This is a genomic window from Streptomyces coacervatus, from assembly GCF_029223485.1.
Taxonomy (GTDB): domain Bacteria; phylum Actinomycetota; class Actinomycetes; order Streptomycetales; family Streptomycetaceae; genus Streptomyces; species Streptomyces coacervatus.
The window spans coordinates 46,442-58,340 of the sequence record NZ_JARHTP010000016.1 but is presented as its reverse complement, the minus strand read 5'-3'; the positions used below and the strand labels follow the sequence as shown (position 1 = coordinate 58,340).

At 70.7% G+C, this 11,899-nt stretch carries 13 protein-coding genes and 1 pseudogene; 9 read left to right on the top strand and 5 right to left on the bottom strand.

Going from position 1 to position 11,899, the window contains the following annotated elements:
* Nucleotides 1-52: 52 nt before the first annotated feature.
* The gene (locus P2Q00_RS33615) at nt 53-643 is read left to right on the top strand and encodes a TetR/AcrR family transcriptional regulator (RefSeq protein ID WP_275777354.1); all 591 of its coding nucleotides are present in this window, start codon (nt 53-55) and stop codon (nt 641-643) included.
* 18 nt (nt 644-661) lie between these two features.
* Here the strand turns inward: P2Q00_RS33615 and P2Q00_RS33610 are convergent, their stop codons facing one another.
* Entirely contained in the window at nt 662-967 is a 306-nt protein-coding gene (locus tag P2Q00_RS33610) for a hypothetical protein (RefSeq protein WP_275777352.1), read from the bottom strand.
* A 93-nt stretch (nt 968-1,060) separates the two neighbouring features.
* Between P2Q00_RS33610 and P2Q00_RS33605 the strand changes: the two genes are divergently transcribed.
* The 3 genes from P2Q00_RS33605 (at nt 1,061) to P2Q00_RS33595 (ending at nt 3,639) form a co-directional block, all read left to right on the top strand.
* Nucleotides 1,061-2,434: an MBL fold metallo-hydrolase gene (locus P2Q00_RS33605; RefSeq protein WP_275777350.1), complete on the top strand. Its 1,374-nt coding sequence runs from the start codon at nt 1,061-1,063 to the stop codon at nt 2,432-2,434.
* Between the two features lie 78 nt (nt 2,435-2,512).
* On the top strand, nt 2,513-2,893 hold the full coding sequence (locus P2Q00_RS33600) for a rhodanese-like domain-containing protein (RefSeq protein ID WP_275777667.1): 381 nt from the start codon (nt 2,513-2,515) through the stop codon (nt 2,891-2,893).
* Nucleotides 2,890-3,639: a sulfite exporter TauE/SafE family protein gene (locus P2Q00_RS33595; protein ID WP_275777348.1), complete on the top strand. Its 750-nt coding sequence runs from the start codon at nt 2,890-2,892 to the stop codon at nt 3,637-3,639. Before P2Q00_RS33600 ends, P2Q00_RS33595 begins: the two co-directional genes overlap by 4 nt.
* Before the next feature lie 53 nt (nt 3,640-3,692).
* Here the strand turns inward: P2Q00_RS33595 and P2Q00_RS33590 are convergent, their stop codons facing one another.
* Complete coding sequence (locus P2Q00_RS33590) at nt 3,693-3,980, bottom strand: metal-sensitive transcriptional regulator (RefSeq protein WP_275777346.1); 288 nt, start codon at nt 3,978-3,980, stop codon at nt 3,693-3,695.
* A 126-nt stretch (nt 3,981-4,106) separates the two neighbouring features.
* Here P2Q00_RS33590 and P2Q00_RS33585 point away from each other — a divergent pair, with 126 nt between their 5' ends.
* From P2Q00_RS33585 to helR, 5 genes are all read left to right on the top strand, one after another.
* Nucleotides 4,107-4,694 carry a rhodanese-like domain-containing protein gene (locus tag P2Q00_RS33585; RefSeq protein ID WP_275777345.1) on the top strand — a complete coding sequence of 196 codons (588 nt, stop codon included), beginning with the start codon at nt 4,107-4,109 and terminating at the stop codon, nt 4,692-4,694.
* Between the two features lie 39 nt (nt 4,695-4,733).
* Entirely contained in the window at nt 4,734-5,948 is a 1,215-nt protein-coding gene (locus P2Q00_RS33580; protein WP_275777343.1) for a 4-hydroxybenzoate 3-monooxygenase, read from the top strand.
* Nucleotides 5,949-6,027: 79 nt separating this feature from the next.
* A complete protein-coding gene (locus tag P2Q00_RS33575) occupies nt 6,028-6,546 on the top strand; it encodes a GNAT family N-acetyltransferase (RefSeq protein WP_275777341.1) in 519 nt (172 codons plus the stop codon).
* 202 nt (nt 6,547-6,748) lie between these two features.
* A complete protein-coding gene (locus P2Q00_RS33570) occupies nt 6,749-7,048 on the top strand; it encodes a hypothetical protein (protein ID WP_275777339.1) in 300 nt (99 codons plus the stop codon).
* A 203-nt stretch (nt 7,049-7,251) separates the two neighbouring features.
* Nucleotides 7,252-9,429: an RNA polymerase recycling motor ATPase HelR gene (helR, locus tag P2Q00_RS33565; protein ID WP_275777337.1), complete on the top strand. Its 2,178-nt coding sequence runs from the start codon at nt 7,252-7,254 to the stop codon at nt 9,427-9,429.
* Here the strand turns inward: helR and P2Q00_RS33560 are convergent.
* The 3 genes and pseudogenes from P2Q00_RS33560 to P2Q00_RS33550 form a co-directional block, all read right to left on the bottom strand.
* Nucleotides 9,404-9,691, bottom strand: a pseudogene (locus P2Q00_RS33560) (UTRA domain-containing protein); the annotation flags it as partial. The gene helR and the pseudogene P2Q00_RS33560 sit on opposite strands and share 26 nt — an antisense overlap.
* 269 nt (nt 9,692-9,960) lie before the next feature.
* Nucleotides 9,961-10,767, bottom strand: a complete 807-nt coding sequence (locus tag P2Q00_RS33555) for an ATP-binding cassette domain-containing protein (RefSeq protein ID WP_275777336.1) — start codon at nt 10,765-10,767, stop codon at nt 9,961-9,963.
* The gene (locus tag P2Q00_RS33550) at nt 10,764-11,834 is read right to left on the bottom strand and encodes an ABC transporter permease (RefSeq protein ID WP_275777335.1); all 1,071 of its coding nucleotides are present in this window, start codon (nt 11,832-11,834) and stop codon (nt 10,764-10,766) included. The genes P2Q00_RS33555 and P2Q00_RS33550 overlap by 4 nt, the downstream gene beginning before the upstream one ends.
* Nucleotides 11,835-11,899: the final 65 nt, after the last annotated feature.

Sequence of the window (11,899 nt, the reverse complement as noted above, 5' to 3'; positions counted from 1 at the left end):
CTAGACTATGACGGGCGTTATAGCCAGTGGGGTTCGAAGAGGGAGCACGGTCTTGGCCAAATCCAGCGCACCGTCGCGCGAGCGCATCGTGGCCGGAGCGGCCGACCTGATCAGCAGGCGCGGCCTGAACGCCACCAGCATCCGCGAGCTGGCCAAACACGCCAAGGCGCCGCTCGGCTCGACGTATCACTACTTCCCCGACGGCAAGGGGCAGCTGGCGACCGAAGCGGTGCAGTACGCCGGCGGAGCGGTCGCCCGCATCCTGCGCAAGGAACTCGACGCGGGCCCGGTCGCCGGCCTGCGCGCCTTCCTGGCCCTGTGGCGCGGCATCGTCGTCGAGAGCGACTTCCGGGCCGGCTGCCCCGTGCTGGCCGTCTCTGTCGAGGAGCCGCCGGCCGACGAGATCCCCGCGGCCCTCGCTGCCGCGGCCGAGGCGTTCGAGGACTGGGAAGGGCTGCTCGCCGAGGCGCTGCGCAGGCACGGCGCCGACAGTGAGCAGGCCCCAGGGCTTGCGGCGCTGATCGTGGCGTCCGTCGAGGGCGCCATCGCCATGTGCCGCGCGAAGCGCAGCATGCGGCCGCTGGACCAGGTGGCGCAGCAACTGGAGGCGCTGATCGTCGGCGCGCTCGACGGTCCGGCCTGACGGGGAGGCCTGTCGGGCTCAGGCGCCCATCGCCGTGCGGATCGCCTTGGCCTGCTCCTCGCTGAACACGCCGCTCTCCAGCAGAGAGAGAATGGAGAGGACCCCGCCGCCGGAACCCCAGCTGCCCTCGTCGATGACCTCGGCCCTGACCTCCCGGCGCCAGTCCCCGTCCATGACCGCCACGTCGATCACCATCACGTCGAGCCCCTGAGCGGCGTCCGCCAGCAGGCGGCCGCCGATGGTCGTCATGTCCGGCGCGCGCTCCACGAAGTGCACCTGGAATCCCACCCTGGCGGCCGGCGCGAACCGGCCGACCGGAGTCACCGACCTCCGCCTCGAAAAATACCCCTGGGGGTACCCGTGCTACTGTCGATTACATACCCCGGGGGGTAATTCTCCAACGGAAGGGAGCGCCTCGTGTTCTTCGTCGACACGATCGAAGTGGCCGGCCTCGGCAACCGGAGCTATCTGGCGGGCGGCGGGCTGACGGCCGTAGCGGTGGATCCGCCGCGCGACATCGACAGGGTGATCGCGGCGGCGGCGCGGCGGGGGGTGCGGATATCGCACGTCGTCGAGACCCACGTGCACAACGACTACGTCAGCGGTGGCCTGGAGCTGGCCCGCGTCACGGGCGCCGCCTATCTCGTACCCGCCGGCGCCGGGGTCGCCTTCGAGCGGGTGCCGGTGCACGACGGGGACCGTACGGAGGTGGACGCCGCCGACGGGCTGGCTCTGCGCGCGCTGGCGACGCCCGGCCACACTCCGCACCACACCTCCTACGTACTGGAGGAGGACGGCACGGCGGTCGCGGTGTTCACCGGCGGCTCGCTGCTCATCGGCACGGTCGGACGGCCCGACCTGGTCGAACCGCGGCTGACCGAACGCCTCGCCCGCGCCCAGCACGCCTCTGCACACCGCCTCGCGGCCGAACTGCCGGACGGGACGCCGGTTCTGCCCACCCACGGGTTCGGCAGCTTCTGCTCCGCGGCCCGGACGGAGGGCGGGGATACCACCATCGGCAAGGAGAAGGCGTACAACGAGGCGCTCACCCGGGATGTGGACACCTTCGTCGCCGACCTGCTGGCCGGCCTGGACGACATCCCCGCCTACTACGTCCACATGGGCCCCGCCAACGCCGCGGGACCCGCGCCCCTCGACCTCACCCCGCCCGCCCTCGCCGACGCCGACGAGATCGCCGCCCGGCTCGCGGCGGGGGAGTGGGTGGTGGACCTGCGCAACCGTGTGGCCTTCGCCGAAGGGCATGTCGCCGGCTCCTTCAACTTCGAGGCGGAGGGGCAGCTCGCCACCTACCTGGCCTGGCTGATCCCCTGGGGCAGGCCGCTGACCCTGCTTGCCGAGTCGGACGGTCAACTCCTTGCCGCCCAGCGCGAGTTGGCCCGGGTGGGCATCGACCGCCCGGCCGCCGCGGCCACAGGTGATCCCTCGGACTGGGTGCGGGCCGGCGAGGCCCCGGTCTCCTTCCCGCGCGCCACGTTCGCCGACCTGGCGGGCCGCCTGCACGACGGGAACGGGCACATGGTCGTGCTCGACGTCCGGCGGGAGACCGAACGCGCGGGCGGCTTCGTGGCGGGGGCGGTCCACATACCCGTCCATGCGCTGAACCGGCGGCTTGGCGAGGTCCCCGACGGCCAGGTGTGGGTGCACTGCGCCGGCGGTATGCGTGCCGCCATCGCGGCCTCCCTGCTGCACGCCGCCGGCCGGGACGTCGTCGCCGTCGACGACACCTTCGACGCCGCGGAGAAGGCCGGACTGACCGTCCGGACCGCCTGAGCGGGGGTCTGCAGTGAGCAACCGAGGTCAAGCAATCAGTCGAGTCACCAGGTCAGTGGGAGGGAGCGGACCGTGCCGTTGAACCTGTTCAGGCGCGGACCCGGCAGGGTCGATGCACGGCGGGCCGCGGAGTGCACCGGGCATGTGGACGGTGTCCCGGCGGAGCGGGATGCCGTACTGCTGGACGTCCGTGAGTCGTACGAGTGGCAGGCGGGGCACGCCCCCGGCGCAGTCCACGTCCCCCTGTCCGCGCTGGCGGCGGGCGCACCAGTGCCCGAGCGGGCGGCGGGCCGGCCCCTGGTGGTCATCTGCCGCTCGGGGAACCGTTCCCGGCAGGCGGCCGAACTCCTGGCCGCGCGGGGCGCCGACGCGGTCGACGTGATCGGCGGGATGCGCGACTGGGCCCGGCTGGGGCTGCCCGTCGTGGACCGGCACGGCGAGAGCGGAACGGTGGCGTGAGCGTTCTCGTACTCGCCCTGGTCTCCGGTTCCGTCATAGGTCTGGCGCTCGGCGCGCTCGGGGGAGGCGGCAGCGTCCTGGCCGTCCCCGCTCTGATCTACCTGCTCGGTTTCACCCCGGTCGCGGCGACCACGGCCAGTCTGGTCATCGTGGCCGTCACCACGGCCACCGCGCTGCCCGCGCACGCCCGGGAGGGTCACGTCCGCTGGCGCACCGGACTGCTGTTCGCGGCCGCGGGCACAGGACCGGCCATGCTCGGCGCGCTGGTGGCGGCACGGCTGCCGGCAGCGGCGCTCACCGCGGCCTTCGCCCTGGTGGCGCTGGTGGCCGCGGTGCGGATGCTGCGCCCGCGGGTCGGATCGGGCGATGCCGTACGAGCGGTACGGCCCGGCCGGGCGGCCGCGGCGGGGGCCGGGCTCGGGGCGGTCACCGGAGTCCTCGGTGTGGGCGGCGGATTTCTCGCCGTACCGGCCCTGGTGAGCGTCCTCGGGCTGCGCATGCGGGCGGCGGTGGGGACGAGCCTGCTGGTCATCACCATCAACTCGGTCGCCGCCCTGGCCCTGCGCGCGGGCACGGCCGACGGACTGGACTGGGCCGTCATCGGACCGTTCGCCGGGGCCGCGATCCTCGGCGCCTGGGACGGCAAACGCCTCGCGACAAAGGTGTCCGGGCAGGCGCTTCAGCGGATCTTCGCCCTGGTGCTGCTGGGCGTGGCGGGCTTCATGCTGATCGGCTCGGCCGTGTGACGGCCACCGGCGTGGGACCTCTCACGCCAGGAAACCGACGACGGACCGACCCCTCACGCCAGCGAGAGGAACAGCTTCTCCAGACGGGCGCGCATCTGCTCGACGTCCTCGCCGTTCTTCCGGCCGGACTCGACATCGGTCAGGCACTGCTGCAGACCGGTGGCGATGATGGCGAAACCCGCCCGGTCCAGGGCCCGGGAAGCCGCGGCGAGCTGGGTGATGACGTCCTCGCAGTCGCGCCCCTCCTCGATCATCCGGATCACACCGGCGATCTGGCCCTGAGCGCGACGCAGCCGGTTCAGCACTGACTTCAGTTCCGCACCCGCGAGCTCCATGTCCACAACGACTCCTCCATAAACGTATACCCCTAGGGGTACTGTACGTCCCGGCTCGGGACGGCGTCGAACCCCAACGGACTCAGAGCGAATCACCAACGATCACAACGATCAGTAGGGATCACAACTGCCGTGACTGCTTCCCCCGTTCCCTCCGCCCTCGTCACCGACCAGGTCCGCGACCGGCTCCACCACCTGACGGTCATCGACGTGCGCACCCCCGGCGAATACGCCTCCGGCCACCTGCCCGGCGCCCTCAACATCCCCCTCGACCAGATCCGCCGCGCCCTGCCCGACATCCGGCAGGCCACCGAACGCGGCGACGTCCTGGTCGTATGTGCCTCCGGGGCCCGCTCGGAGAACGCCTGCAAGCTCCTTGCCGAGCAGGGCATCCCGGCCGCGACGCTCACCGGCGGCACCGACGCCTGGGCCGCCGCAGGACACGACCTGCACCGGCCGGCGGCCCCCCGGGCGCGGGCCGCCTGGGGCATGGAGCGCCAGGTGCGTTTCACCGCGGGCACGCTGGTGCTCCTGGGGCTGGCGCTCGGCCTCCTCGTGCACCCGGCGTTCCAGCTCGTCTCCGCAGCGATAGCGGGCGGCCTGGTCTTCTCCGCGCTCACCGGCACCTGCGGCATGGCGGCCCTGCTCGGCAGACTCCCGCACAACCGGCCGCGCCCGGCCGACCTCGACGCCGCGCTTGAGGAACTGCGCGGCAGCTGACCCGGGAGATTCCGCTAGCCTGACAGCGGAGGTGGTCAAGTGACGGAAAATTCACGGGAGTTGAAGGAGAAGCCGGAATCCACGACCGTCGTCGTGATCGGCGCGGGCCCGGCCGGGCTGACCGTCGCCAACCTGCTGCGGCGCAGCGACATCGACTGCGTCGTCCTGGAACGCCGCAGCCGCGAGTACGTCGCGCAGCGCCAGCGGGCCGGCATCGTCGAAACCCGCGCCGTCCGGATGTTCGACTCCTGGGGGCTGGCCGACCGTGTCCTGGGCGGGATCCCGTACGACGGCATCCTGGAGCTCCGGGTGGACGGCGAGAGCCACCTGGTGTCCGACAACGACGGCTCCGAAGGCCCCCGGGCCCGCCTGTGCCCCCAGCAGGTACTGGTCCAGAAGCTCACCACCGCATACCTCGCCGACGGCGGCGACCTGCGCTTCGAGGCCGCCGACGTCTCCTTGCACGACCTGACCGGCGACCGCCCGACCGTCCGCTACCGCACCGCCGACGGCACCGTCCGCACCATCACCTGCGCCTTCGTCGCGGGCTGCGACGGTGACCACGGCATCAGCCGCAGCGCCGTCCCCGACGGCGCCCTCACCGCGTACGCCCTGGACCACGGCATCGGCTGGCTCACCGTCCTCGCCGACGCCCCGCCCCCGGCCCACCCGCTCCTCGCCGTCAGCCCGCACGGCTTCGCCGCCCACTTTCCCCGCGGCCCGCACACCAGCCGCTACTACCTCCAGTGCCCGCCCGACGACCACCCCGACGCCTGGCCCGACACCCGCATCTGGGACGCCCTGCACACCCGGCTCGCCGACCCCGCCCTCCCCGCCGGGCCGATCACCGACCGCGAGACCTTCCGGCTCCGCAGCCTCGTCCACGACCCGATGCAGTACGGCCGCCTCTATCTCGTCGGCGACGCCGCCCACATCGTCTCGCCGATGGGCGGCAAGGGCATGAACCTCGCCCTCTACGACGCCGATCTCCTCGCCCGGGCCGTCCGGGACTCCGTCCACGACCACGACGACACCGCCCTGCGCAGCTACTCGCAGCGCTGCCTGCGCCGCGTCTGGAACGACCAGGAGTTCTCCCACTGGCTGACCCGCACGCTCCACGACGCCGGCGACGACACCGACTCCGGCCCCTTCCATCGCAGCCTGGCCCGCGCCCGCCTCGACCGACTGCTCACCTCACCCACCGCGGCCCACGCCTTCGCGGAACTCATGACGGGACTGGACCTGGCCGAGTGAACGCGACCGTCCTGCAAGGGAGTTGACCCCGCCGCCGTAGCACCGAAACCCGATGGAGCGGCCCCGTAGGGTGGCACACATGAGCATCGACGAAGTTGCGCTGCGTCCGGTGGCCGAGGACGACCTGTCTGTCATGGAACGGTTCCTCACCGACCCGGAGACCGCCGCGCCCTTCCAGTGGTTCGGCTGGTGGGACACCGGACGCTGGCGGCGCCAGTGGGCGCAGGACGGCCTGCTCGGCGACGAGGGAGGGCATCTGATGGTGGTGCGCGGCACGGAGCGGCTGGGCTTCGTCGCCTGGCGGCTGGTCAGGCCCACCCGGACCACCACCTACTGGAACATGGGCATCAACCTGCTGCCGGAGGCCCGCGGACGGGGCGCCGGGACTGAGGCACAACGTCAGTTGGTGCGCTACCTCTTCGCGAACACAACGGCCGTACGCATCGAGGCGGACACCGAAGCGCAGAACATCCCCGAACAACGCGCCCTGGAAAAGGTCGGGTTCACCCGCGAGGGCGTCCTGCGCAGCATCGCCTTCCGCGACGGCCAGTGGCGCGACGGCGTGCGCTACAGCATCCTGCGCGGCGAACCGGCCTGAAGCTCCTCGGTCTGCCGCGATCTGCCTACAGCGGCTGTGGCACTCCCTGTTCAAGGTACCGCGAGGGTTTACGGCCAATTGCCATCACTGTTTGACGCGGACCTCGGTTCGCGCGCCATAGCGTTGCGCGCGACCAAGAAGGCCGCCACAGGGCAATGCACAGCACCTGAAGCGGCCCGGCAGACAAACGGGAGGGACCAATATGAGGATCGCTCGGGGGCTGGCAGCCACCGCCGCGACAGGGGCCTTGGCACTCGGCCTGGCCGGTACCGCGTCGGCGACAGCCCAAGCCGCGCCGGCCGCGGCAGCAGCCAGCTGCTCCACATCGAAGATCAGCAGCTATACGGCGCAAGGGTGGTGCGGCAGCGGCACGACCTGGCGTCTCGGCATCAGGTGCAGCACTGGCGCCTACCAGTGGACGGCCTGGTACAACTACTCGACCACCGTCCGACTGACCTGCGCCGGTGGCAAGCTCACGCACTACTGGATCGACCAGAAGTAGCGAGCGGCTGAATGCCGACAGCGCGCGTCCACTTCGCTCAGCGTGGACGCGCGCAGTGCGTCCCAGGAAAAATAAAGGCAAGGAGTTCGCCACTCCTTGCCACTTTCAACATATAGCGCACTGGGGGGCTTGCGGCAAGGCCCCGGTCGTACCGCAGAATCGCAGGCCGAAGCCCGAAGCTGCGGAAACAGGAGATTCACGAAGTGCATTTGCCGTTGTCGGTTCATGGGTCGTGCCCAAAGACCAGCGCGTTCGACCTTCCCGACCGCCTCGCCCCCAAGGCCGACCCCACGCTGATCGCCGCCGACGACCAGCACTTCGCGGCCATCGCCGAGAGCCTCGAGCAGACCATCGCCGAACTGTCCGACCGCCTCGACGCCGAGCTCAAGGCACCCGGCGGCATGGGCCGGCAGGCGATGGACCGGGACATCGAGGTCCACCGGCTCACCGGCCGCCTGCGCACCCTGCGCCGCTTCGGCCTGGACCTGTGCCTCGGGCACATCGTCGGCGCGGACGACCCCGAGCCCCTGTACATCGGACGACTCGGCCTCACCGACAGCACGGGCCGTCGGCTGCTGCTCGACTGGCGCTCTCCCGCGGCCGAGCCGTTCTTCGCGGCGACCCACGCCAACCCGATGGGCCTGGCCAGCCGCCGCAGGTACCGCTGGACCCGCGGCCGGATCAGCGACTACTGGGACGAGGTGTTCACCGCCGACGGGCTCGAAGGGCACGCCGCGCTCGACGATCAGTCCGCCTTCATCGCCAGCCTGGGCAGCAACCGGTCGGCCCGGATGCGCGACGTGCTCGCCACCATCCAGGCCGACCAGGACGCCATCATCCGGGCGGGATCCCGCGGCGCCCTCGTCGTCGACGGCGGTCCCGGCACCGGGAAGACCGTCGTCGCCCTGCACCGTTCCGCCCACCTGCTCTACTCCGACCCCCGCCTCGGTCACCGTCGGGGCGGCGTACTGTTCGTCGGCCCGCACCAGCCCTACCTGGCCTACGTCGCCGACGTCCTCCCCAGCCTCGGAGAGGAGGGCGTGCAGACCTGCACCGTGCGGGACCTCGTCGCCGAGGGAGCCGCAGCGGCGATCGAGACCGACCCGGACGTGGCCCTCCTGAAGTCGTCCGCGGACATGGTGAAGGCGATCGAGAAGGCCGTCAGGTTCTACGAGGAGCCGCCCACCGAAGGGATGACGGTCACGATCGACTCCTCCGACCTCTGGCTGAGCGCGGAGGACTGGGCCGAGGCGTTCGAAGCGGCAGAGCCAGGCACGCCGCACAACGAAGCGCGCGACCAGATCTGGGAGAAGCTGCTGGCGATCCTGATGGACAAGCACAACGGCGATGTCCCGCCCGACCTGTTCCGCAGGGCCCTGCGGCAGGACAAGGAACTGAACGACACCCTCAGCCGGGCGTGGCCGCTGCTCGAAGCGGCCGACCTCGTCGGCGACCTCTGGTCGGTGCCCGCCTACCTGCGGATGTGCGCTCCCTGGCTCAGCCGCGACGAGGTGCGCAGCCTGCAGCGCGCGGACGCCCAGGCCTGGACGGTGTCCGATCTGCCGCTCCTGGACGCGGCACGGCAGCGGCTCGGCGACCCGGAGGCATCGCGACGAAAGCGCAGGCACGAGGCGTCTGTCGCCGCCCAGCGCGCCCGCATGGCAGACGTCATCGGCAATGTGCTCGCGGCCGATGACGACGGTGAGGGCGCGGTGACGATGCTGCGGGGACAGGACCTGCAGGACAGCCTGATCGACGAGAGCGCACTGCCCACCGCCGAACCGGACGTGCTCGCCGGCCCGTTCGCGCACATCGTCGTGGACGAGGCCCAGGAACTGACCGACGCGGAGTGGCAGATGCTGCTGCTGCGCTGCCCGTCCCGGAGCTTCACCATCGTCGGGGACCGCGCCCAGGCCAGGCACGGGTTCACGGAGTCGTGGCAGGAACGGCTCGAACGGATCGGACTCGACAGGGTCAGGGTGACCTCCCTGAGCATCAACTACCGCACGCCGGAAGAGGTCATGACGGAAGCCGAGCCGGTCATCCGTGCCGCACTCCCGGACGCCAACGTGCCGACTTCCATCCGCAGCAGCGGCATCCCCGTCGTCCACGGATCCACTGCGGACCTCGACTCGATCCTCGACACCTGGCTCGCGGCACACGCCGAGGGGATCGCCTGCGTCATCGGCGACCCTGCGTTCCGGGCGACATCCCGTGTCCGCTCGCTGACCCCGGAGCTGTCGAAGGGGCTGGAGTTCGACCTGGTCGTCCTCATCGCCCCGGAGACCTTCGGCACGGGCATCGAAGGAGCGGTCGACCGCTATGTCGCGATGACCCGGGCGACCCAGCAACTTGTCATCCTCCGTGGGCGCGTGAGGTGAGGCAGAAGGCGAAGCCGGGCCGCGAGGGCGGGTAGCAGTGGGTGGCGTATTCGATGACGCGGCCGATGCGGTCGACGATCGTGCGCCGCAGGGTCAGCAACGCGCTTTCCTCGGCGACACCGAGCAGTTCGCTCTCCCTCGCGGTGGCGGCGTGCGCCCCGATCGACTGCTGGGCGCTGTGCACGTCGAGCCCGGCCGCCTGCAGCATCTCGTACAGGCCCAGGGTTTCCAACCACTCCGTGTCCGGCTTCAGGAGGCCGACAGGTACGTACGAGCACCATTACGCGACGCGCACACCGTCCGCGTGCCGCACCCGATGGCCTTGGTCGATGGCGCGCTTCAACTGCCGGGAGAGCTGCTGATGGAGCGGTTCCCGGCTCGAACGGTCCGGGACGAATCCGACAGGCGCCGAGCCAGGGGAGCGGGCATCCGGCATCGCACCGTCCTGACCGTCGTACATGGAGCGGGGTGTGTGACGGAGAGGGCGCTCCCACGGTTCGTGCGGGTGCGCCCTCTTCCTGTTGCCCGCTGTCAGGCGTCGGCTTCCGCCTGCAGCTGCATCTGGGCCAGTTCTGCTTCGAGATGGGCCATGGCCTCGCCGCCGGCCATGAGGTCGGTGATCTCCTCGCGGGTGCGTTCGCCCTTGCGGAAGTCGTCGGCCTTCTGGCCGCGGATCAGTACGGCGAAGTGGTCGCCGACCATCATGGCGTGGCGGACGTTGTGGGTGACGAGGATGACGGCTACGCCCTTGGCGCGGGCCTGCATGATGATGCGCAGGACATGGGCGGCTTCTTTGACGCCGAGGGCGGCGGTGGGCTCGTCGAGGATGAGGACGTTGGCGCCGAAGTAGACGGCGCGGGCGATGGCGAGGGCCTGGCGTTCGCCGCCGGAGAGGCTGCCGACGAGGCGGTTGCCGTCGGTGACGCGGGTGATGCCGAGGGACTGCATCTCGCGTACGGCGATCTCGCCGGCCAGTTTCTTGTCGAAGAGCTTGAACGGGCCGTAGCCCTTGGTGGGTTCGGCGCCGACGAAGAAGCAGCGGCCGACGCCCATCAGCGGGAAGGTGCCGCCGAACTGGTGCACGGTGGCGATGCCCCGGTCGCTGGCGTCACGCGGACTGTCGAACATGACCGGCTTCCCGCTGACCTCGATCGTGCCGGTGGTCGGCTTGTGGAACCCGGAGAGGATCTTGATGAGGGTGGATTTGCCGGCGCCGTTGTCTCCGAGCAGGCACAGCACCTTGCCGGCCTCCACCTCCAGGGAGATGTCCTGCAGGGCGTGGGTGCCGAGGAAGGACTTGCTGACGTCGGTCAGGCGCAGCAGGGGTGGGGTGGTCATGGGCGGGCCTTCTTCGTGGTGCGGGGTGTGTAGGACAGGGCGAGGCGACGGAAGGTGTTGTTCATCAGGACGGCGGTGAGGATCAGGATGCCGAGGATGAGGCTGGCCCAGTCGGAGTTCCAACCTGTGTAGTAGATGCCCTGGTTGACGATGGCGAACGTCAACGTGCCGAGCACGATGCCGAAGACGGAGCCGTAGCCGCCGGTCAGGAGCACGCCGCCGATGACGACGGCGATGATGGAGTTGAAGACGAAGGACTGGCCGTTGGCGACCTGGGCGCCGTTGTAGAGGATGGTCTGGATCACGCCGACCAGGGCGGCGCCGAAGCCGCTGGCCATATAGAGGGCGATCTTCACGCGGTTGACGGGGATGCCGGTGGCGCGGGCGCTCTCCTTGTCGCCGCCGATGGCGAAGATCCAGTTGCCGTACTTCATCATCTGCAGCAGCACGGTGACGACGGTGGCGAGGCCGAGCCACCAGAAGATCGCCACCTCGAACTGGCCGGCGATCAGCTTCCCGAACAGGGCCTTGGACAGCGGGTCGGGGGTGATGGCGACGCTGGTGGTGCCGGTGGTCACGCGGGACAGGCCCAGGGTGAGACCGGCCATGCCGGACAGGGTGGCCAGCGTGACCACCAGGGACGGGACGTTGGTGCGGGTGACGATGACCCCGTTGAGCAGGCCGGTGAACAGGCCGAGGCCGAGGGCGAGCACGATTCCGACGATCATGGGGGCGCCCCAGTGCCCGGAGACGATGGCCAGGGTCATCGAGCTGCCGGCGAGCACCGAGCCGACGGACACGTCGAGTTCGCCGGCGATCATCAGCAGGCCGACGGGGATGGCGATGATGCCGAGTTCGGCGGCGATGTTGAGCCAGCTCGCGGCGCCCGCGGGGGCGAGGAACTTGGCGCCGCCGAAGATCCCGAAGAAGACGAAGACGCTGAGGGTTCCGATGAGTGCGCCTGCCTCGGGGCGATGCCGCAGTTGCCCGAGCGGGCTCTCGGACTGCTTCGGTGGGGCGACGGCCGTGTCGTTCTCGGCCGTCGTGTCGGGAAGAGAGGTTGTCATCGGAGTGGTGTCACCTTCGTGATTCCGGATGTGGTGCGAGGGGAGCTCAGGGAGGGGTGCCGGGC

Bases quoted from the DNA above. Each gene is read 5' to 3' on its own strand.
- P2Q00_RS33575 (WP_275777341.1), top strand. From the start codon at position 6,028: ATGAGCATCGACGAAGTTGCGCTGCGTCCGGTGGCCGAGGACGACCTG.
- P2Q00_RS33570 (WP_275777339.1), top strand. From the start codon at position 6,749: ATGAGGATCGCTCGGGGGCTGGCAGCCACCGCCGCGACAGGGGCCTTG.
- P2Q00_RS33555 (WP_275777336.1), bottom strand. From the start codon at position 10,767: ATGACCACCCCACCCCTGCTGCGCCTGACCGACGTCAGCAAGTCCTTC.
- P2Q00_RS33550 (WP_275777335.1), bottom strand. From the start codon at position 11,834: ATGACAACCTCTCTTCCCGACACGACGGCCGAGAACGACACGGCCGTC.